The sequence below is a fragment of the Sphingobium indicum BiD32 genome, assembly GCF_000382885.1.
Taxonomy (GTDB): domain Bacteria; phylum Pseudomonadota; class Alphaproteobacteria; order Sphingomonadales; family Sphingomonadaceae; genus Sphingobium; species Sphingobium japonicum_C.
Genome location: NZ_CAVK010000096.1, coordinates 1 through 19,301, shown reverse-complemented (window position 1 = coordinate 19,301; position 19,301 = coordinate 1). Strand labels below are relative to the sequence as shown.

21 protein-coding genes are annotated in these 19,301 nt (G+C 63.3%); 6 read left to right on the top strand and 15 right to left on the bottom strand.

Going from position 1 to position 19,301, the window contains the following annotated elements; genetic code table 11:
- The first annotated feature begins 276 nt into the window (after positions 1-276).
- Both EBBID32_RS24555 and msrA read left to right on the top strand, forming a co-directional pair.
- Positions 277-429, top strand: a complete 153-nt coding sequence (locus EBBID32_RS24555; protein ID WP_006955749.1) for a hypothetical protein — start codon at positions 277-279, stop codon at positions 427-429.
- A complete protein-coding gene (gene msrA / locus EBBID32_RS10240; protein WP_006955747.1) occupies positions 416-1,087 on the top strand; it encodes a peptide-methionine (S)-S-oxide reductase MsrA in 672 nt (223 codons plus the stop codon). Before EBBID32_RS24555 ends, msrA begins: the two co-directional genes overlap by 14 nt.
- A 33-nt stretch (positions 1,088-1,120) precedes the next feature.
- Here the strand turns inward: msrA and EBBID32_RS10235 are convergent, their stop codons facing one another.
- From EBBID32_RS10235 to EBBID32_RS10180, 12 genes are all read right to left on the bottom strand, one after another.
- Positions 1,121-3,196: a TonB-dependent receptor domain-containing protein gene (locus EBBID32_RS10235; RefSeq protein ID WP_006955745.1), complete on the bottom strand. Its 2,076-nt coding sequence runs from the start codon at positions 3,194-3,196 to the stop codon at positions 1,121-1,123.
- Positions 3,197-3,491: 295 nt separating this feature from the next.
- Positions 3,492-4,025 carry a translation initiation factor IF-3 gene (infC, locus tag EBBID32_RS10230; protein WP_006955743.1) on the bottom strand — a complete coding sequence of 178 codons (534 nt, stop codon included), beginning with the start codon at positions 4,023-4,025 and terminating at the stop codon, positions 3,492-3,494.
- Positions 4,026-4,154: 129 nt separating this feature from the next.
- Positions 4,155-6,143 (bottom strand): threonine--tRNA ligase, encoded by a 1,989-nt coding sequence (thrS, locus tag EBBID32_RS10225; RefSeq protein ID WP_037490055.1) that lies wholly within the window; start codon positions 6,141-6,143, stop codon positions 4,155-4,157.
- 112 nt (positions 6,144-6,255) lie between these two features.
- A complete protein-coding gene (locus tag EBBID32_RS10220; RefSeq protein WP_006955738.1) occupies positions 6,256-6,621 on the bottom strand; it encodes a DsrE family protein in 366 nt (121 codons plus the stop codon).
- Positions 6,609-7,376 (bottom strand): HesA/MoeB/ThiF family protein, encoded by a 768-nt coding sequence (locus EBBID32_RS10215; RefSeq protein WP_006955736.1) that lies wholly within the window; start codon positions 7,374-7,376, stop codon positions 6,609-6,611. Before EBBID32_RS10215 ends, EBBID32_RS10220 begins: the two co-directional genes overlap by 13 nt.
- Positions 7,373-7,777 carry a hypothetical protein gene (locus EBBID32_RS10210; RefSeq protein WP_006955734.1) on the bottom strand — a complete coding sequence of 135 codons (405 nt, stop codon included), beginning with the start codon at positions 7,775-7,777 and terminating at the stop codon, positions 7,373-7,375. The genes EBBID32_RS10215 and EBBID32_RS10210 overlap by 4 nt, the downstream gene beginning before the upstream one ends.
- Positions 7,778-7,782: 5 nt before the next feature.
- Positions 7,783-8,238: a dUTP diphosphatase gene (dut, locus tag EBBID32_RS10205; RefSeq protein ID WP_006955732.1), complete on the bottom strand. Its 456-nt coding sequence runs from the start codon at positions 8,236-8,238 to the stop codon at positions 7,783-7,785.
- Positions 8,213-9,466 carry a bifunctional phosphopantothenoylcysteine decarboxylase/phosphopantothenate--cysteine ligase CoaBC gene (gene coaBC / locus EBBID32_RS10200; protein WP_006955730.1) on the bottom strand — a complete coding sequence of 418 codons (1,254 nt, stop codon included), beginning with the start codon at positions 9,464-9,466 and terminating at the stop codon, positions 8,213-8,215. The genes dut and coaBC overlap by 26 nt, the downstream gene beginning before the upstream one ends.
- Complete coding sequence (locus tag EBBID32_RS10195) at positions 9,463-9,813, bottom strand: HepT-like ribonuclease domain-containing protein (RefSeq protein WP_006955727.1); 351 nt, start codon at positions 9,811-9,813, stop codon at positions 9,463-9,465. The genes coaBC and EBBID32_RS10195 overlap by 4 nt, the downstream gene beginning before the upstream one ends.
- Positions 9,813-10,109 (bottom strand): nucleotidyltransferase family protein, encoded by a 297-nt coding sequence (locus EBBID32_RS10190; RefSeq protein WP_006955724.1) that lies wholly within the window; start codon positions 10,107-10,109, stop codon positions 9,813-9,815. The genes EBBID32_RS10195 and EBBID32_RS10190 overlap by 1 nt, the downstream gene beginning before the upstream one ends.
- Positions 10,106-11,647 (bottom strand): 2-polyprenylphenol 6-hydroxylase, encoded by a 1,542-nt coding sequence (ubiB, locus tag EBBID32_RS10185; protein ID WP_006955723.1) that lies wholly within the window; start codon positions 11,645-11,647, stop codon positions 10,106-10,108. The genes EBBID32_RS10190 and ubiB overlap by 4 nt, the downstream gene beginning before the upstream one ends.
- A gap of 7 nt (positions 11,648-11,654) precedes the next feature.
- The gene (locus EBBID32_RS10180) at positions 11,655-12,386 is read right to left on the bottom strand and encodes a class I SAM-dependent methyltransferase (RefSeq protein ID WP_006955722.1); all 732 of its coding nucleotides are present in this window, start codon (positions 12,384-12,386) and stop codon (positions 11,655-11,657) included.
- A gap of 82 nt (positions 12,387-12,468) precedes the next feature.
- On the opposite strand from EBBID32_RS10180, the gene mutM reads away from it, so the two are divergent.
- The 4 genes from mutM (at position 12,469) to EBBID32_RS10160 (ending at position 16,121) form a co-directional block, all read left to right on the top strand.
- Entirely contained in the window at positions 12,469-13,281 is an 813-nt protein-coding gene (mutM, locus tag EBBID32_RS10175; protein WP_006955721.1) for a bifunctional DNA-formamidopyrimidine glycosylase/DNA-(apurinic or apyrimidinic site) lyase, read from the top strand.
- Positions 13,282-13,399: 118 nt separating this feature from the next.
- The gene (gene rpsT / locus EBBID32_RS10170; protein ID WP_006955720.1) at positions 13,400-13,663 is read left to right on the top strand and encodes a 30S ribosomal protein S20; all 264 of its coding nucleotides are present in this window, start codon (positions 13,400-13,402) and stop codon (positions 13,661-13,663) included.
- A gap of 432 nt (positions 13,664-14,095) precedes the next feature.
- A complete protein-coding gene (gene dnaA / locus EBBID32_RS10165; protein ID WP_037490054.1) occupies positions 14,096-15,496 on the top strand; it encodes a chromosomal replication initiator protein DnaA in 1,401 nt (466 codons plus the stop codon).
- Between the two features lie 43 nt (positions 15,497-15,539).
- Complete coding sequence (locus EBBID32_RS10160; protein WP_006955718.1) at positions 15,540-16,121, top strand: peptidylprolyl isomerase; 582 nt, start codon at positions 15,540-15,542, stop codon at positions 16,119-16,121.
- A 90-nt stretch (positions 16,122-16,211) separates the two neighbouring features.
- Here EBBID32_RS10160 and EBBID32_RS10155 read toward each other — a convergent pair whose 3' ends face one another.
- From EBBID32_RS10155 to trpS, 3 genes are all read right to left on the bottom strand, one after another.
- Positions 16,212-17,438, bottom strand: a complete 1,227-nt coding sequence (locus EBBID32_RS10155; RefSeq protein ID WP_006955717.1) for a dicarboxylate/amino acid:cation symporter — start codon at positions 17,436-17,438, stop codon at positions 16,212-16,214.
- Between the two features lie 373 nt (positions 17,439-17,811).
- Complete coding sequence (locus EBBID32_RS10150) at positions 17,812-18,474, bottom strand: DUF4136 domain-containing protein (RefSeq protein WP_006955716.1); 663 nt, start codon at positions 18,472-18,474, stop codon at positions 17,812-17,814.
- Between the two features lie 154 nt (positions 18,475-18,628).
- Positions 18,629-19,301 (bottom strand): tryptophan--tRNA ligase (gene trpS / locus EBBID32_RS10145; RefSeq protein WP_037490053.1); only part of this gene is annotated, 673 nt, incomplete at its 5' end.

Below are 19,301 nucleotides of genomic sequence, written 5' to 3'. Positions count from 1 at the left end.
GGGCCGGTGCGGCACCGCGCGGCTATGCCGCGCCAAAAGACTCCCAAAACAGAAACGGTCCTTTTCCACCCGCGCCGTCTTGCAGACAGCGCGGGAGGCTCTATATGCACGTTGCATAGTGAAACTGATTTAAGGCGGCACCCCGTTCGTCGTTCTGTCCCTTGGCTTTGTCGAAAGCCGCACGCACGCGGCGCGATATTCAGCAAGGGGCAAGACAATGGGCTGTAACCGATCGGCCTGAACCGCCGAAACCTAAGAATAAGAAAGGCACAGGCCATGATGGCGTTTTTGAAATCCGAATTGTTCCTGCGCTTTCTGGGCGGGTTTGCGATCGGTGCCGTCGGCATGGTCATGCTCCAGCCCGATGAGCAGCCTATCCTCAGCTCCCCCGCGATTGCCGCGACCAGTAGCGATCATGCGGCGCTCTGACGGCATCAGCCTCGCACTTCTGGCGGCGCTTGCCGTCGCTTCCCCGGTGCGCGCCGAGCGCCCGGTCCTGGCCCCTGTCGCGACCATCGACGCCGCACCCACCCGCAAGCTGGAAACCGCCATATTCGCGGGCGGCTGCTATTGGGGCGTGGAGGGCGTCTTTTCCCATGTGAAGGGCGTTCATCTGGTCAAGTCCGGCTTTGCCGGTGGCCCCAGCAACCGCCGCGTCGATTATGACATGGTCAGCGGCGGCGACACCGGTTTCGCCGAGGCCGTCCGCGTCACCTACGACCCCAAACAGGTCAGCTACGCGACGCTGCTGCGCATCTTCTTCTCGGTCATCGCCGATCCCACGACGCTCAACTATCAGGGACCAGACCATGGCACCCAATATCGCAGCGCGCTGTTCCCGCTGAACGCGGAACAGGGCAAGGCAGCCGCGGCCTATCTGGCGCAGTTGAACAAGGCCGGCCTGTGGCGCGACCCGGTGGTGACGAAGGTAGAGCGCTTCACCGGCTTCCAGGACGCCGGGACCGACCATCAGGACTTCATGATGAAGAACCCGCGCCATCCCTACATCCTGCGCTGGGACGCGCCCAAGCTGGCGGCGTTCAAGGCGATGTTTCCGGCGTTGTATCGGGACAAGCCGTCGGCTTGAATCGGCTGGATGGCCTGCCCCGATGTTTAGCAGTTAAAAATCGACCGTTGCCGACAGCCAAAGCCGCCGCCCTTCCTGATTGATAGAATAAGCTGGGGTAAAGACCGTGGCGGCACCGCTCTGATAAGAGACATATTCGGCATAGTCGGTATCGAAGATGTTATTGACGGTCGCGGCCAGGCGGAATGCAGGTGCGATCTGGTAGGAACCGCCGATATGAAACAGTTCATAGCCGCGGAAATTCCCGACCGCGCTTTGTTGCGCATTATTGCCACGATAGCGGCTTGAACGGATTTCCGCGCGCGCCCAGACGCTGGCCTTGTCGCCCAGTTTCCAGCGCAGATTGCCGTTCAGCATATGTTTGGGCATGCCGACCAGCGGCAGGCCTTCTTCGGCGCCGCTCAATTGCTCACTTTCGGTATAGGTGTAGTTGGCAGACAGGGACAGGGTGGAGGTGAAAGCGAAACGGGTCGCTACTTCCATGCCGCGCGTGCGCGCCTTGTCGATATTGATTGACTGACCGAGCAGGTCTACCGTGGGAAACGGCCCTACATCAAGGCAGCCGGGCCGATTGGGATTGCCAGCAAATTGGCAGTTGGGAATACCGGGACCGGTTGCAATCTTGTCATCGAAATCATTGTTGAACACGGTGACGTTGCCGCTGAAGAAACCATGGCTGTCATAATAGAGGCCGGCTTCGTAGCTTGTGCTGGTTTCCGGCGTCAGGCCTGGCGTGCCTATTAAAGGGATGCGGCCCTGACCGCCAAATCCTATAATCCCCTCGGCAATCTCTTCGACACGTGGCGTCTTGAAGCCGCGGCTGACGCCGCCCTTGAGCGTAAGATTGTCGTTGATGTTCCAAACCGCATAGGCGCGGGGCGACCATTTATTGCCGAAGGTGGAATGATCGTCATAGCGTGCGCCGCCAGTCAGGTTGAAGCCGTCCACGATTGTCCAGGTCGCTTCGGCAAATCCCGCCCACTGGGTGAATGTGAAGGGTTCGGGCGCGACGCCCTCTACCATGTGGGCTTTCCAATATTGGCCGCCGACGGTGAAGGCGAGGGAACCGACCTTGCCTGCGAAGCGCGAATCAATGATGTCGTTGCGCGCTTCCAATGTGCGGGCGCTGCCCGGCGTCGCGCCGGGCGTGCCATTGGGGATCAGGCGGCCAATCGTTTCCGTCTCGTTGCGCGTCAATGTGGTGTCGAGCTGGCCAAAGCCCATGCGCCAGCTGTGGGCGATGACATAGTTGGAACGGTTGAACTGCTGTTCCGGCGCATAGCCGCCCGAACCCGGCGTCCCCAGCCGCCCTTCGCTATTGTCGTAGCTCTGTTCGTTGCGGTCATATTCGACCCACAGATCATGATCGGCATGGGGGGCGAAGGTCAGGCGGCCACCATAGGTATAAATGTCCGAGCGCACCGGATTGCGGCCTAACGTAAGCGCAGGATCACCGGGGATGGGGATGTCTGATCCTTCGCGATGGAAGATGCTGCCACGCAGGGTCAGGCCGACCAGATTGTCTATCACCGGCCCCTGTGCAAAGCCGTTGATCGACTGAATATTGCCGAAGCGATCATCGCCCTGGATGGTGCTTTCGGCCGTGGCGGTGCCGACCCAGCGGTCCCCGACCTTGCGGGTGATGATGTTGACCACGCCACCCATAGCATCCGACCCGTACAGGGTGGACATTGGTCCGCGCACGACCTCTATCTGCTCGATCGCAGAAAAGGGAGGCAGGAAGCTGGTGGAGGTTTCGCCAAAGCCATTGGGGGTGACGCCGCCCGGCGCATTCTGGCGGCGGCCGTCAATCAGGACCAGCGTATAATCGCTGGGCATCCCGCGAATCGAGATATTGAGACCACCGGTCTTGCCCGCTTCACCCCCGACATCGACGCCCTGCACATCCTGCAAGGCTTCGGCCAGACTGCCAAAACGCTTTTCCTGCAATTCTTCGCGACCCAGGACGGTGATGCTGGCGGGCGCTTCGACAATGTCTTGCGCATAACCGGCGGCCGTTACGACGATAGCACTCGACTGGTCACCCGCATCTTCAGGGATTTGCGCCATGGCCGAACATGGCGACAATCCCGCAATCAGGGCCAGCATGCTGACGCAAAGACGATTGGAATACGACGACGGCAAAGGAGTTCGATTCATCAATTCCCACCCAGTTAATATTGCGAGTAAGTCGCACTATACAGAGGGCCGATGGCGGCGTGGGGGGAGGTGGTCAAGCACCGCGACTATCCAGAGATGCTTAGCAATCTTTCCTTACAATATTCGCTGAGACGCAGCTTGATTGTTACTGCGTAGTCACAAACGCATCGATTGCGCTGCCTGCAAGCAAAAGGGCGGCACCTTCCGGCACCGCCCTTTATGTATTTCAACCCGGAAGCCGCGCTTATTTCGGTGCCAGCACCATCAGCATCTGGCGGCCTTCCATGCGGGGATAGGCTTCGACCTTGGCGACTTCGGCGACATTTTCCGCGACGCGCTGGAGCAGGGCCATGCCGAGTTGCTGGTGGCTGAGTTCGCGGCCACGGAAGCGCAGGGTGATCTTCACCTTGTCGCCGTCGCCGATGAAATCATGGACCTTCTTCATCTTCGTATCATAGTCATGATCGTCGATGTTCGGACGCATCTTGATCTCTTTGAGTTCCTGCGTCTTTTGCGTCTTGCGGGCGATATTCGCCTTTTTCTGGGCTTCGTACTTATATTTGCCGATGTCCAGAAACTTGCAGACCGGCGGGTCCGCCGTGGGCGATACTTCGACCAGGTCCAGGCCGACATCGGCCGCCTGTTCGATCGCTTCCTGCGTAAACATCACACCCAGATTCTCGCCTTCCCCGTCAATCACGCGGACTTTGGGGACCGTGATGAATTCATTGTAGCGAGGGCCGGATTTCGGCGGCGGCGCCAGCGGGCGGCGCATCATTGGGGGACGTATAGCAGTATCTCCTATGGTCGTTGCAAAAACGAGTGGCTCTTAGCGGCTTTTTGGCAAAGCGCAAAGGGGTCCGTGATCCTCAGTCAAGGAATCACGAACCCTGTGGCATTGTTGCCGCTACAGCATATCGGGCGCGCGGGCTTCATTTGCAAGCCGGGAAATCGCTTCGTCCAGCGAGAGGAAGCTCTGCCCGTCGCTGCCCAGCACGCGCAGCGCGACCTTGCCTTCCTCCGCCTCGCGCCGGCCCACGACCAGCAGATTGGGGACTTTGGCGAGGCTATGTTCGCGCACCTTGTAATTGATCTTCTCGTTGCGCAGGTCCGCTTCGGCGCGGATGCCCGCCGCGCGCAGCTTGGCCAGCACCTCACCCGCATAATCGTCCGCGTCCGACACGATGGTCGCGACGACGGCCTGCACCGGGGCGAGCCAGGCCGGGAAGCGCCCGGCATAATGTTCGATCAGGATGCCGATGAAGCGTTCATAGCTGCCGAAGATCGCGCGGTGGAGCATGACGGGGCGATGCCGTTCGCCATCTTCGCCGACATAGCTGGCGTCGAGTCGTTCGGGCAGGACGCGGTCGGACTGGATCGTGCCGACCTGCCATGTCCGGCCGATCGCGTCGGTCAGATGCCATTCCAGCTTGGGCGCGTAGAAAGCGCCTTCGCCCGGCAGTTCCTCCCAGCCAAATTCCGGCGTGTTCAGGCCCGCGGCAGCGACGGCGGCGCGCAGTTCATTTTCGGCCTTGTCCCACATCTCTTCGCTGCCAAAGCGCTTTTCGGGGCGCAGGGCGAGCTTGATCGAGTAAGTGAAGCCGAAATCCTTGTAGATGCGGTCGGCCAGCGCGCAGAAGGCGCGGACTTCCTCGACAATCTGGTCCTCGCGGCAGAAGATATGCGCATCATCCTGTGTGAATTGCCGCACGCGCATCAGGCCGTGCAGCGCGCCATGCGGCTCGTTGCGGTGGCAGCAGCCATTTTCGTAGAAGCGCAGCGGCAGGTCGCGATAGCTTTTGATTCCCTGACGGAAGATCAGCACATGCGCGGGGCAGTTCATCGGTTTGAGCGCCATCCAGTCGGCATCGTCCGACACTAGCGGGCCTTCATCGTCCACGTTTGGCACTTCGTCGGGGATGACGAACATATTTTCGCGATATTTGCCCCAATGGCCGGACGTTTCCCACTGGCGCGCGTCCATCACCTGCGGCGTCTTGACCTCACGATAGCCCGCATCGTCGATCGCGCGGCGCATATAGGCCTCCAGCTGACGCCAGATCAGATAGCCCTTGGGGTGCCAGAATACGCTGCCATGCGCCTCCTGCTGGAGGTGGAACAGGTCCATCTCCGCGCCCAGCTTGCGATGGTCGCGCTTGGCCGCTTCTTCGAGGCGCGTCAGATGTTCGGCTAGCTGCTTCTTGTTGAGCCAGCCGGTGCCGTAGATGCGGCTGAGCATGGCGTTGTTCTGGTCACCGCGCCAATAAGCGCCCGACACGCGCGTCAGCTTGAAGGCGTCCGGGTTGAGCCGCCCGGTCGAGGCAAGGTGCGGCCCCCGGCACATATCGTACCAGCCGTCGCCCGAATGATAGACTGTCAGCGGCTCGTCGCCGGGCAGTTCCGCCGCCCATTGCGCCTTGAACGTCTCGCCCGCAGCCTGCCATTGCGCGATCAGCGTCTCGCGGTCGATCTCCTTGCGGATCAAGGGCTTGTCGGCGGCGATGATGCGGCGCATTTCCGCCTCGATCGCGGGCAGATCCTCGTCGGTGAAGGGGCCGCGATCCGGGCTTGGCGCGAAGTCATAGTAAAAGCCGTCGTCTGTGGACGGGCCAAAGGTGATCTGCGTTCCGGGGAACAGATGCTGGACCGCTTCGGCAAGGACATGGGCGAAATCATGTCGCGCCAGTTCCAGCGCGTCGGCCTCATCCTTCGCCGTCACCAGCGCCAGCGTCCCGTCCTGCTCCAGCGGGCGCATGATATCGCGCAGTTCGCCATCGACCCGCGCCGCAATCGCCGCCTTGGCCAGCCCCGGCCCGATCGCCGCTGCAATATCCGCCGGGGTAGTGCCGGACGCGACTTCGCGCACGTTACCGTCGGGCAGAGTGATTTTGAGCATGGCGGACACAGGATTTCCTTGAAAGGCGAAGCATAGAGCGGCCGCAAATGCCGCGCCTTCCCCATAAATGGGCGGTCTGGCCTGTCAAGGGAAGGGGCGTTGCCGGAACCCTTCAGGCGATTAAGAGCCGCGCCTCATCGCCGGTCGCCTGCATGAACCCAACCGGCCCGCCTGTCTCGATGCCCGACGGCAGCGCATCGACGCTCATCCCGCACAGCGCCAGCCCGCTCTGGCAGGCGCTGATCATCACGCCCAGCGCCTGTGCTTCGGCCAGCAGCGCGGCGAGGTCGGGCAAGCCTGCCGCGCGGTGGATGTCATCCTGCGGACCGGCGATCGGCGCGCGTAGCAGCGCCACGGCATCGAGTTGCAGGAAAATCGCCGCCGCGCCGCCCAGCGCTGCCTGCGCGCTCGCCAGTAGCAGCGCGCCGCGCAGCCGTTCGGCGTCAGCAGTGGTGACGATAATCCTTAAGGGACGCATAGTTCCACGGCGCAGGCCGGGCAGGCCGGGTCTTTGGGGACGTCGAGCGTGCGGAAGCGCATGGAGAGCAGGTCGGCGATCATCAGCCGCCCCGCCATATCCGCGCCGAACGGCACCAGTGCACGGATCACTTCCAGCGCGGCGAGGCTGCCCATCGCGCCGGTGAGTGCGCCGATGACGCCGGTTTCGGCGCAATTGCGCTCCGGCGCATCCTGGGGCGCGCCGACCAGGCAGCGATAGCAGGGTTTGTCCGCTTCCCAGCCGCGATAGGTGGCGATCTGCCCCTCAAACGGGCCGACCGCCGCCGACACGAGCGGGATACGCAGCCGTTGCGCCGCATCCGCCACCGCCAAGCGGGTCGTGAAACTGTCGCTGCCGTCCAGCACCGCGTCGGCATCACGCAGCATCAGCGCGGCATTGTCCGCGTCGATCCGGGCGTTGATCGGGATCAGCTTGACGTCCGGGTTCAGCCGCGCGACCGCCGCCATCGCAACTTCCGCCTTGGGCGCGCCCACGTCCGCCGTGCCGAACATGACCTGCCGTTGCAGGTTGGAGAGCGCCACGGCGTCATCGTCGATCACCCTGATGGTGCCGATGCCAGCGGCGGCGAGATAGAGGATCGCCGGGCTGCCAATGCCGCCCGCGCCGATCACCGCGACATCGGCGGACAGCAGCCGCGCCTGTCCCGCGCCGCCAATTTCCTTCAGCACGATATGGCGGGCATAGCGCTCCAGCTGGTCGTCGCTGAGCGTCATGGTGCGTCGGACCAGAGGAAGCGGACCTGCGAACGCATCCAGCGCGGCTCATTCATGCCGCTTTTGGGGAAGCTTTTGCGCAGCGTGCCCAATATGCGGTTGCTGACGAATTGCTCCACACCGGGGCAGTGCGCATTGACCGGGGCGACTTTCAAGACCGCGCCATCACCCGCCAACAGGAACAGCATGTCGATCTCCAGCAGGCGCGATCCTTCATAAGGCATCGCGCCGTTACAGTCGCCACGGCGATAGAGTTTGGCGACATCTTCGGACCAGCGCGGCGAAACCTTGCGGCCCAGCCAGTCTTTGATGACGGGCACGGTCGACAGATCCTGCGGCATCGGCGGCAGGGCATCTGCCACCGGGGTGGCCGCCAGCATCAGCGAAAGCAGCATCGTCATTGCCGTCACACTCCTGTCGAACCAAAGCCGCCCTGTCCCCGTGCGGTGTCGTCCAGCATATCGACCTCGACGAAGCTGGCAAGCTGCACCGGCGCGACCACCAGCTGGGCGATGCGGTCGCCGCGCTGGATCGGGAAGGGGGCGTCACCCAGATTGATGAGGATGATCTTCAATTCGCCGCGATAATCGGCATCGATCGTGCCGGGGGTGTTGGGCAGGCTGATGCCGTGCTTGAGCGCGAGTCCCGACCGGGGCCGCACCTGCACCTCATAGCCCTCCGGTATCGCCATCGCAAAGCCTGTGGCGACGGCATGACGGCCACCCGGTGGCAGGAGCAGTTCCTCCGCCGACACGACGTCCATGCCTGCGGCATGGGCGGTCGCATAGGCGGGGACGGGCAATCCTGCGCCATGGGGCAGGCGCTTCAACTGGATATCAATGGGGATGAGCGGAGAGGGCATCGGCGACCTTTGCGATAAGTTTGTCAGCGACCTGGCCTTTGGGCAGGGCAGGCCAGGTTTCGATGCCGGACGCGGTGACGATCTGCACGGCGTTGCTGTCGCCGCCCATCACGTCGCCCGACACGTCATTGGCGACGATCCAGTCTGCGCCCTTGCGCGCCAGCTTGGCCTGGGCATGACCGGCGATATTCTGGGTTTCGGCGGCAAAGCCGATCAGCAGGGCGGGGCGCTGCGCGTGGCGGCCCAGCGTGGCGAGAATGTCCGGGTTTTCGACCAGCGCCAGTGGGGCGGGCTGGCCGGAACCGTCTTTCTTGAGCTTCTGGTCGGCAGCGTCAGCGGTGCGCCAGTCGGCCACGGCAGCGACCATGATCGCGGCGTCGGCGGGCAGCGCGCTCTCGACCGCGCCCAGCATCTGCCGCGCGGTCTGCACGTCGATGCGGGTGACGCCGTCGGGCGTCGGCAGATGCACGGGACCAGCCACCAAAGTCACGCGCGCCCCGGCCTGCGCGGCGGCGGCGGCGATGGCGAAACCCTGCTTGCCTGATGAGCGATTGGCGATGTAGCGCACCGGGTCGATCGGCTCATGCGTCGGCCCGGCGGTGATGAGGATATGCTTGCCGCGCAACAAGGCGCTGGTTTCGGGCGCATCCGCAAAATCGGGCTGGCCCGCCAGCGGATCATGTCCCTTTGGCAGGGCGAGCAACCGCTCCACTTCCGCGACGATCCGCTCAGGTTCCGGCAGCCGCCCGGTGCCAAATTCGCCGCACGCCATCTCGCCATCATCGGGCGTCATGATGTGGACGCCATCGGCGTGGAGCCGCTCCAGATTGCGCTGGGTTGCGCGGTGATGCCACATCCGCACATTCATCGCAGGCACCGCCAGTACCGGCTTGTCGGTCGCCAGCAGCAGAGTGGTGGCCAGATCATCGGCAATACCGTTCGCCATCTTGGCCAGAATGTTTGCGGTCGCGGGCGCGATCACAACCAGATCGGCTTGACGGCTGAGTTGAATATGGCCGATTTCCTGCTCGTCCTTCAGGTTGAACAGGTCGGTAAAGACGGGATTTTCGGTCAGGACACCGAGGCTAAGGGGCGTCACGAACGCCTGCGCGGATTGCGTCAGCACCGCCCGCACCGTCATGCCGCGCTTGCGCAGCAGGCGGACGAGTTCGAGCGATTTATAGGCCGCGATACCGCCGGAGATGATAAGGAGGAGGCGGGGGGTCATGGCTCACGCAATTTGATTTGATCCCGGCATAGTTGTTCAAGAGCGGCAAGATCGTCGGTCGCTGTCGCCCATATCCGGCCGGGATCGACGCGCGCATATTCATGCGCCACGATGTTGCGCAGGCCGATCATTGCGATCCACGGCATATGATCGTGGCTGGCGCGGAAACTGGCTGACAGCTTGTTGGCATATTCGCCGACCATCGACAGGCGATAAGAGAGCAGATCAATGTCGTCGTAGCTGTCCATGAACTGGGCGACCGTCACCTTATCAAGATGGGCTTTGATACGTTCTGCGAGCAGCACGATCGTCTGCAAATAGGCAAGATCACGATCTTCCGCGAGCATCAGAAAACAGGCACCGTGTCTTGACTGGCATGGCGCGCAATTGTCGGCATCAGCATTTTGCGTTCTGCAAGATCGACATGAGCACCGAGAATAGTCTCCAATCGGAGTTGCAGCCCGATAAAGTCGAGCAGGCTGGCAACCTTGCCTTTTTCAATGTCACACATCAGATCGACGTCCGAATCCGCACGCGCATCCCCGCGCGCCACCGACCCGAACAGGGCGAGCGAGGTGATCCCCGCAGCGCGCAGTTCCGCCTCATGCGGCTTGATCCGGGCAATGGCTTCTTCGCGGGTCATAGCGATGAAGATAATAGCAATGTCGCCCCAACGCCAGCCGCCGCAGCGAACACCGCCACTAGCGCATAACGCCAGCCGCCACCCACGCGGATCAGCTTGACCTCGCTCAGCGGCGGCGGGGGTGGTGCGCCGCCCTTCTCAGGGAAGGCGTCCTCGATCCGGCGGACGAGCGCGGGCAGCCGTTGCAATGTGCGCCAGTTTTCGATCAGCGTGTCGGCGGCCTTCGCCTCTGGTCCCAGTTCGTCGCGCAGCCAGTTTTTCACATAGGGACCGCTGGTTTCCCACAGGTTGATGTCGGGGTCGAGCGCGGTCGCCACGCCCTCCACCATCACCATCGTCTTTTGCAGCAGCAGCAGATGCGGCTGGGTCTGCATGTCGAAGTCGCGGGTGATGGCGAACAGGCCGTCGAGCATCCCGCCGACCGACAATTCGCGCACCGGCTTGCCGCGCATCGGTTCGCCCACCGCGCGCAGCGCGGTTGCGAATTCGGCGACATTATGATGGGCGGGCACATATTGCGCCTCGAAGTGAATCTCCGCGACGCGCTTGTAGTTGCCGGTGATCAGGCCGTAGAGAATCTCGGCCAGCCACATGCGCGCGCGCCGATCGATCCGCCCCATGATGCCAAAGTCGATCGCGACGATATCGCCATCGGGGCAGACGAACAAATTGCCCTGATGCATGTCGGCGTGGAAGAAACCCTCTGCGATCGCCTGGCGCAGGAAGGCATTGACCAGGCGCGCGGCGATGGCTGGCAGGTCATGCCCTGCCGCGATCAGCGCGTCCCGGTCGCTGATCTTGATGCCGTCGATCCACGCCATCGTCATGACCTTGCCGGTCGTGCGGTCCCAGTCGATGGCGGGGACACGATAGCCGGGTTCCGCGACCATCGCTTCGGCGAGTTCGGACGCGGACGCGGCTTCGCGCCGCAGGTCCAACTCGCGTGCGGTCCAGCGCTTCATATTGGCGATGACCATGCGCGGGCGCAGCCGGGCGATTTCGCCGCCCAGCTGCTCGACATGGGCGGCGGCCCATTCATAGGTCGCGATATCGCGGTTGAACTGTTCGGTCACGCCGGGGCGGATCACCTTGACCGCGACGTCGCGCCCGTCGGTGGTGAGCGCACGATGGACCTGCGCGATGGAGGCCGCGCCGACCGGCACTTCGTCGAACCGCGCGTAAATGGCTTCCAGCGGCTTGCCGAAACTCGCCTCTATCTCGGTGCGGATCGTGGCGAAGGGGACAGGCGGCAGGGCGTCCTGCAAGCGCAGCAGGTCGAGCGCGGCAACATCGCCCACCAGATCGGGCCGGGTCGCCAGCGTCTGGCCCAGCTTGATCGCGGCCGGGCCGATCGACTGAAAGGCGTCTGCATAGCGCGGCTGTTTGGGCACACGCGCGCCGAAACGCGCAAGGCGCACCAGCCGCCGCACTGGCGCGGGCGTCATCGAATCACGCTCGATCCCGCGCAGCGCGCCATGACGCGCCAGTGTGCGGCCCCATTTGAGGAGCCGCCAGATATGGGTGATGTGCGCGGTCATGCCGGGATCAAATCTTCCAGCCCGAATGAATCGCCACCAGCCCGCCCAAAATCGGTTCGACCCTGGTATTCACGAAGCCGGCCTCGCGGATCATCCCCTCGAACCTGGGCATGGGGGGGAAGCGGCGGATCGATTCGATCAGATAGCGGTAGCTGTCGGCATCATTGGCGAACAATTTGCCCAGTTGCGGGACCAATTTGTGCGAATAGACGTCATAGACATCCGAAAAGCCCGGCCATGTCGTCGTTGAAAATTCCAGGCAGAAAAAGCGGCCGCCAAATTTCAGCACCCGGTGGGCTTCGGTGAGCGCCTTGTCGATATGGGTGACGTTGCGGATGCCAAAGGCGATCGTATAGGCGTCAAAGCTGCGGTCGGAAAAGGTCAGTTCCTCGGCATTTTGTTCGGACCAGAGCAGGCCTTCCAGACCCTTCTTCTTCGCCCGCTCCATGCCCACGCCCAGCATTTGCGGGTTGATGTCCGACACGGTGACGTGCGCGCCATGTTTGTGCATCCGAAAGGCGATGTCGCCGGTGCCGCCGGCCATATCGAGGATCGCTTCACCGGCGCGGGGTTTGACGCGGCTGACGAACTGATCCTTCCACAGGCGGTGCGCGCCCATCGACATGGCGTCGTTCATCAGGTCATATTTGGCCGCGACGTTGGAAAAGACCTCACGGACCATGCCCTGTTTTTCGGCGGCATCGACGTCCCGATAGCCAAAGGATGCTGTTTCGCTCATGGGATGATCCTCTAGACAGAGATTGCGCGTCGTTCCAGCCAAGAAGCTGGGAATTGGTCGCGCCTTTGCCTAGATGATCCTTATGCCAGAGCTTCCCGAAGTCGAAACCACCGTGGCGGGGCTGCGATCCGTGCTGGAAGGCGCGGTACTTGCCCGTGTCGAGCCGCGCCGCGCGGACCTGCGCTTTCCCATTCCTGTGGACCTGCGCCAGCGGCTGACGGGCGCTACGGTGACGGCGCTGACCCGCCGGGCCAAATATGGGCTGATCGCCACCGATCGGGGCGACATGATGATATTTCACCTCGGCATGTCCGGGCGCTGGCGGGTGGACCCGACCGAAATCGGCACCCACGACCATCTGATTCTGGAAACCGGGGCAGGGCGGGTGCTGGCGCTCAACGATCCGCGCCGCTTCGGTTCGGTCGATCTGGTGCGCAGCGATGCGTGGGAAGCCTATAGTCCTTTCACCCGAATGGGCCCGGAGCCGCTCGGTCCCTATTTCGATGCGGCGGTGCTGGCGCGCGCGCTCAAGGACAAGGCAATGTCGATCAAGGCGGCGCTGCTGGACCAGCGAATCGTCGCGGGGCTGGGCAATATCTATGTGTGCGAGGCGCTCAACATGGCGGGTATCGCGCCGACCCGCGCGGCGGGCAAGATCAGCCGCCCGCGCCTGACCCTGCTGGTCGATGCGATTCGCGACGTGCTGGCCGCCGCCATCGTTGCAGGGGGATCGACGCTGCGCGATTATGCCCGGCCAGACGGGGAGCTGGGCTATTTTTCCAAACAATGGCGTGTCTATGGCCGCGAAGGGGAGCCATGTCCGTGCGGCGGTACGGTGCAGCGCCGGGTGGATGGTGGCCGATCGACCTTTTTCTGCCCCAAATGCCAGAAGTAGGATGCTGCCCACCGGTTGACGACCGGAATGAACCGCTGTAAGGCGCGCACCTTCACGAGGCGGGTTGGCGAGTCCGACTGGTCTCTTTTCATATATTGACGAGAACCGAGGACTCTAAATGGCCAATACGCCGCAAGCCAAGAAGCGCATCCGCCGCAACGAACGTCGCGCTGCCATCAATGGCGCCCGCATCAGCCGGATCCGCACCCTGGTGAAGAAGGTGGAAGCCGCGCTTGCCACCGGTGACAAGGAAGCTGCCGCAACGGCGCTCCAGACCGTGCAGCCCGAACTGGCTCGTGGTGTTGCCCGTGGCGTGCTGCACAAGAACACTGCCGCGCGCAAGTTCGGCCGCCTGACCAAGGCTGTCAGCGCGCTCGCCTGAACCCAATCGGGTCAGTATCGGCACAGACAAGGCCCGCCCCGATCGTCGGGGCGGGCTTTTTGTCGTTTCGTCAACGCCGGTCACAGGCCAGTCATATTGCAGACACGCGCATTTCCCGCGATTCGATGCGATGCAGCATAGCGATGATCAGTTAAACTACTGATAAACAATGATAATTTCATTGTCCTTCATTTTCCGTGGGTTTGCTGAGTCAACGGCTTTATTTCATTTTTTTGAATGCTCCCGCCCTTGATCGAACCCTGCACCCCTGTCTATTTTTGAAATCCGGCCGCCATCGAATCACCTGTGGGCGGTCGTCATGTGACTGGTTGACGCATCATACTCGGTAAAGCGGGGGCTTTTCCGATCGGGTGTCGTGCGTATTTTTTCCTGCCCATAACCGGGGGGCAGCGGGTAGGGTTGACGAAATCTATGAAGGATCATGCGTTAGTGGCAGGTTGGCAGGACGGAGAGGGGAGCCAGGCTGATTCCAGCCTTCAGGCCGCCTGGGCCGGTATCCGTGCCGGTCTGCGCCGGGACATCGGCGCGCGCATGTTCGACCAATGGTTGAAGCCGGTGCGGCTGGGCGACTATTGCCCGGAATCACAGACGCTCGATTTGCTCGTCGCCACGGATTTCAGCGCCAATTTCGTGTCCGGCCAATTTGGCGATCGCCTGCGCATGGCGTGGCGCGCAGCCAATATCGGCGTGCGCGAAGTCCGCCTGCATCGCGCGCCTGATGCGACCGGACCCCGCCTGCTTGAAGTTGTCCATGTCGAACCGACCGTGGCGCCCGCGCCGCAGCCCATTGCCTCCAATTTCCTGCCGCGTCACGGCTTTGCCGATTTTGTCACCGGTGACAGCAACCGGCTTGCCTGCTCCGCCGCGCTGGCGATGGCGGGGGAGGCGGAACCCCGTTTCAGCCCGTTGTTCATCCATGGCGGCACAGGCCAGGGCAAGACCCACCTGCTGCACGCCATTGCGCGCGCCTTTTCCGACCATGCGCCCGCAGCGCCGGTTCTCTACATGTCGGCCGAACGCTTCATGATGGAATTTGTGAATGCGATGCGCGCCAATGAAACGATGGCGTTCAAGGCGCGGTTGCGCGCCGCCCGACTGCTGCTGATCGACGATATCCAGTTCATCGCGGGCAAGGGATCGACGCAGGAGGAATTTCTCCACACGATCAACTACCTCATCGATTCGGGCGCGCGCATCGTCGTGACCGCCGATCGTCCGCCCCAGCGGCTCGAATCGATCGATGCGCGTATCCTCTCGCGGCTTGCGGGTGGTCTGGTCGCCGACATATTGCCCGCCGATCTCGACCTGCGCCTCGCCATATTGGAAGCCAAGCGCGCCGTGGCGGGCGATCCGCCGGTGCCCGATGCAGTGATCGATTTTCTCGCCCGCTCGATCCGCTCCAATGTCCGCGAACTGGAGGGGGCGTTCAACAAGCTGGTCGCCTATGGCCAGTTGACCGGGCGCGCGATCGACCTGGACTTTGCGCAGGGAATGCTGGCGGACGCGGTGCGCGCCAATGCCCGGCGCATCACCGTGGATGAAATTCAAAAGGTGTGCGCAGCCCATTACAAGATCGATGCGTCGGAAATGCGATCCAAGCGCCGCGCCCGCGCCGTCGCCCGCCCGCGTCAGGTCGCCATGTATCTGGCCAAGAAGATGACACCGCGCTCGCTGCCCGAAATCGGCCGCATCTTTGGCGGGCGCGACCATAGCACCGTGATCCACGCCGTCCGCACGATCGAGGGGCTGCGTGAAAGCAATCCGGACATCGACGCCGACGTGCGCGCGCTGCTGCGCCAGCTGGAGGGGTAGCAACCCCTCTGGCGTCCGGCGCAGGAGCAGCTAGGCTGGGCGCATGATTCGCGCCCTGCTTCTGCTCCTCGCCCTACTCCTGCCCCTGCCTGCCATGGCGCAGGGTGACGTCCGTGTCGCGCTCGACACCAGTGCCGGGCGAATCATCGTGGCCGTCCATACCGACAAGGCACCGGCTACTGCCGCCAATTTTCTGGCCTATGTCGATGGCAAGCGTCTGGACGGCACCAGTTTCTATCGCGGGGTTGGCGCGGCGGACTATGGTTTTGTCCAGGGCGGGGCGCAGAATGATCCCAAGCGGCTGCTGCCACCGATCAAGCATGAGCCAACGACCCAGACGGGCCTGACTCATGATGATGGCGCAATGTCGATGGCGCGCTATGCGCCGGGCAGCGCAACCGCCGACTTCTTCATCGTGCTGGGCAGGATGCCCGGCATGGACGCACATCCGGAGGCGGCTGGCGACAATCAGGGCTTTGCCGTATTCGCCCATGTGGTCGAGGGGCTGGACGTGGTGAAAACCATCCTCGCCGCACCCAAATCTGCCACAGCAGGCGAGGGCGTGATGAAGGGGCAGATGCTCGAAGCCCCGGTGAAAATCCTTACAGCGCGGAGGGTGCCGTAACAGAGCCCGTCATCCCCGCGAAGGCGGGATCATCCAATCCCATGCTCCGAACTAGACTCCCGCCAGCGCGGGAGCACATTATGGTTATTCTCAGACCTCGCCCTGCTGATCCACGATCCGCGCGACCGCCATATCCGCCGTCACATTGCCGACGGTGCGGAAAATGTCCGGCACCGTTTCCACGGCCAGCAGCAGCGGCAGCGCCTCGACCGGCACGCCCATGGCCAGGCAAATGGGACCGGTAGTGGTGAAGAAGGTGATCTGGCTGGGCAGGCCGACCGCCGCCAGGCTGACGATCGCGGCGACCAGCACGCCCATGATCAGTTGGGTCGGTCCCAGCGCCACCCCGTTCATCGCCGCGACATAGAGGGCGACGCCCAGATTGGCAGGCGGACTGGTGATGCGGAACAGCGAGATGGCGAGTGGCAGGACGATCGAACGGCTGGTCTCGCGTATCTCCAGCGGCCCGTCGCTCGCCTGGATCATCGCGGGCAGCGAGGCGATCGAGCTTTGGGTGGAGAAGGCGATGGCCTGTGCCGGCAGGACGGCGCGGGCGAAGCGGCCCGGCGCGATCCGGCCCAGCAGCATCGCCAACGGATAGATCAGCAGCGTCACGATGACGCAGATCAGGACGATGAAGCCGATATAGTGGAGCAGCGCCCCCGCCGTCGCCAGACCCGACCGCGCGCCCGCGACCAGCGCCAGCGCGAACACGCCCACCGGTGCCAGCCATAGCACCCAGCCGACGACGACCAGCAGCGCGTCGGCCAGCGCCTCGAAAAAGCCGGTCAGCTGCGCGCGGCGGGCGTCGGCTATGCGGGTGACGGCAAAGCCGAAGATCAGCGCGAACAGCACCACCGCGACCACCTGGCCATCGGCCGCCGATCGAATCGGATTGGTCGGGATGAAGCCCAGCAGCCATTGTGCCGACGGGCGCATGTCGGGCACCTGCGTGCTCCCCTCGGCACCCACCAGCGCACCCACAGCGCCGGGCGGTACCGGCCACAGATGCAGCATGAACGGCCCGGCCAGCGCAGCAATAGCGGCCGACGCCGTCAGCAATATGGCGAACAACGCGATCGCCCGTCCCGCCATGCCGCTGGTTCGCGCCGTCGTGGCCGCCTGCGCAATGCCGGTCACCAGCAGCGCGAAGATCAGCGGGATGAGCGGCATCTGAAGGCCATTGAGCCAGGCCGACCCCAGCGGCTGCGCGAGCGCGACGACATCCCCTTCCCACGCACCGCCCCATTCGGTCAGGCCAATGCCGCAACTCAAGCCCAGCAGCAGCGCGATCAGGATGCGGACGGTCAAGGACATAGGCACGGCTTCCCCCACGCAATGATGCGCGGAGACAGGCTAACGGCTGTTGTGGCCAAGAGGACAGGAAAAAATGCGCACCCGCGCCTTCTTCCCATGGGGGGGAGGATATGAAGCCTTACCGAACGGAGTGAGGTTAGGCGCAGTTGGATGAGGGGGTTCGGCGCGGGTGGCGCGCGCGACGGGGAGGCCGGTACACCCTCTCCCAGCTACGACTAGCGCAGCGAGCTGCCAAGTCTGCACAACCCTCTCCCTCAAGGGAGAGGGATAAACGGCGTACCCGTCCCACCCCAAAAAAGAAGGCCCGGCGATCACATGGGATCGCCGGGCCAATCGGGTCAGGCTGGGAGCCGCCCCGTAACTTCCGCCTGCCTTAGCCCTTTTTTTCGGGGGGCAGGGTGATCTTCACATCCTCGCCATTCTGGCCGGGGAAATTGGTGAACATCGCGTCGATCAGGTTGGGGACCAGATAGGTCAGCTTGTTGGACAACGACCGGGCGCTCGCCTTGCCCTCGAACAGGCGGCGATTGTCGGCGGCGCGATCAATCTTCATGCTCAGGTCGCTGGTATAGACGGTATAGCTCGACACGTCATTGAAGCCACCACCGCCGAACAGCCAGGGATCATAGAAGCCATAGCCCCACGGACGACCCCACCGGCCACCCCAGCCACCGCCCCAGGGACCGGGGCCAAAACCGCCGCCCCAGCCATTACCAAAGCCGGTCGAGCGGATCTTCTCACGGCCATTATCGACATCATAGGCGACACGCACGATGAGGTCGGCGCTGGCCGGATCGCCCGCCGCGACATAACCGGTCTGGCTGAGGCGTTGGCCGACCATTGCGGCATAGTGGGAAAATTCAAGGCCACCGGCCAGTTGCGGATTATCCGCGACGATGGTGAAGCTCTGCCCAGCCGGGGCGGGGAGTTGCTGGAAGCGCGCCACATCGGCCTTGAACGGGGTGGCGCAGCCAGAAAGCGCCGCCAGTGCCAGAGCGGGGGCCGCGAACATGCCGAACTTCTTGAAACGGGTCATTTTTCTGCGTCCTGTACCAGGCGTCGAGCCTAATGAACTATGTGCGCCGTGCGATAGCAAAACGCAACTGAACATCATTTGAACGCACGAAGTAACCGAACGGGCGCAAAGCATGTTCTGTCAGGATAAGGACGTCGCCGACCGGCCAGACCCGTCAGCGCATAAGCCCCATCGCATCATAGGCCGCGCGCAGCGTGGGTTCTGCGGCTGCCGCTGCCCTGGCCGCGCCCTTGTCGAGAATGGCGTCGAGCGCTGCGTCGTCGGTACGTAGCTCCAGGAATCGTGTCCGAATCGGGCGCAGCGTTTCGACCAGCACTTCGCCCAGCGCAGGCTTGAACGCGCCAAAGCCCTTGCCGGCGAATTCGGCGCAGACCGCGTCGGTCGTGCGCCCCGTCAGCGTCGCGAGGATACCGACCAGATTGCCCGCTTCCGGGCGGCCCGCCAGCCCTTCGGCGCTTTCAGGCAGCATGTCCTGATCACTCTTGGCCTTCTTCACCTTGGCCATGATCGCATCGTCATCGTCGGTCAGGTTGATACGGCTGAGGTCGGAAGGATCGGACTTGGACATTTTCGCCGTGCCATCGCGCAGCGACATGATGCGCGCGCTTTCCTTGGGGATGATCGGCGCGGGCAGGGTGAACAGGTCGACGCCGAAATCGGCGTTGAACTTGGTCGCGATGTCGCGCGCCAGCTCCAGATGCTGCTTCTGGTCCTCGCCAACCGGCACATGGGTGGCGTTATAGACCAATATGTCGGCGGCCTGCAGCACGGGATAGACGAACAGGCCGACCGACGCGCCCTCGCGGTCCTTGCCCGCCTTGTCCTTG

Excerpts from the sequence above, each read along its gene's own strand:
- EBBID32_RS10220 (WP_006955738.1), bottom strand. The coding sequence starts at position 6,621 with ATGCGTCCCTTAAGGATTATCGTCACCACTGCTGACGCCGAACGGCTG.
- coaBC (WP_006955730.1), bottom strand. The coding sequence starts at position 9,466 with ATGACCCCCCGCCTCCTCCTTATCATCTCCGGCGGTATCGCGGCCTAT.
- EBBID32_RS10150 (WP_006955716.1), bottom strand. The coding sequence starts at position 18,474 with ATGACCCGTTTCAAGAAGTTCGGCATGTTCGCGGCCCCCGCTCTGGCA.
- msrA (WP_006955747.1), top strand. The coding sequence starts at position 416 with ATGCGGCGCTCTGACGGCATCAGCCTCGCACTTCTGGCGGCGCTTGCC.
- dut (WP_006955732.1), bottom strand. The coding sequence starts at position 8,238 with ATGCCCTCTCCGCTCATCCCCATTGATATCCAGTTGAAGCGCCTGCCC.
- EBBID32_RS10155 (WP_006955717.1), bottom strand. The coding sequence starts at position 17,438 with ATGTCCTTGACCGTCCGCATCCTGATCGCGCTGCTGCTGGGCTTGAGT.
- dnaA (WP_037490054.1), top strand. The coding sequence starts at position 14,096 with ATGAAGGATCATGCGTTAGTGGCAGGTTGGCAGGACGGAGAGGGGAGC.
- ubiB (WP_006955723.1), bottom strand. The coding sequence starts at position 11,647 with ATGACCGCGCACATCACCCATATCTGGCGGCTCCTCAAATGGGGCCGC.
- EBBID32_RS10195 (WP_006955727.1), bottom strand. The coding sequence starts at position 9,813 with ATGCTCGCGGAAGATCGTGATCTTGCCTATTTGCAGACGATCGTGCTG.
- EBBID32_RS24555 (WP_006955749.1), top strand. The coding sequence starts at position 277 with ATGATGGCGTTTTTGAAATCCGAATTGTTCCTGCGCTTTCTGGGCGGG.
- mutM (WP_006955721.1), top strand. The coding sequence starts at position 12,469 with ATGCCAGAGCTTCCCGAAGTCGAAACCACCGTGGCGGGGCTGCGATCC.
- EBBID32_RS10180 (WP_006955722.1), bottom strand. The coding sequence starts at position 12,386 with ATGAGCGAAACAGCATCCTTTGGCTATCGGGACGTCGATGCCGCCGAA.
- EBBID32_RS10210 (WP_006955734.1), bottom strand. The coding sequence starts at position 7,777 with ATGACGATGCTGCTTTCGCTGATGCTGGCGGCCACCCCGGTGGCAGAT.
- EBBID32_RS10235 (WP_006955745.1), bottom strand. The coding sequence starts at position 3,196 with ATGCTGGCCCTGATTGCGGGATTGTCGCCATGTTCGGCCATGGCGCAA.
- rpsT (WP_006955720.1), top strand. The coding sequence starts at position 13,400 with ATGGCCAATACGCCGCAAGCCAAGAAGCGCATCCGCCGCAACGAACGT.
- infC (WP_006955743.1), bottom strand. The coding sequence starts at position 4,025 with ATGATGCGCCGCCCGCTGGCGCCGCCGCCGAAATCCGGCCCTCGCTAC.
- EBBID32_RS10160 (WP_006955718.1), top strand. The coding sequence starts at position 15,540 with ATGATTCGCGCCCTGCTTCTGCTCCTCGCCCTACTCCTGCCCCTGCCT.
- EBBID32_RS10190 (WP_006955724.1), bottom strand. The coding sequence starts at position 10,109 with ATGACCCGCGAAGAAGCCATTGCCCGGATCAAGCCGCATGAGGCGGAA.
- EBBID32_RS10215 (WP_006955736.1), bottom strand. The coding sequence starts at position 7,376 with ATGACGCTCAGCGACGACCAGCTGGAGCGCTATGCCCGCCATATCGTG.
- thrS (WP_037490055.1), bottom strand. The coding sequence starts at position 6,143 with ATGCTCAAAATCACTCTGCCCGACGGTAACGTGCGCGAAGTCGCGTCC.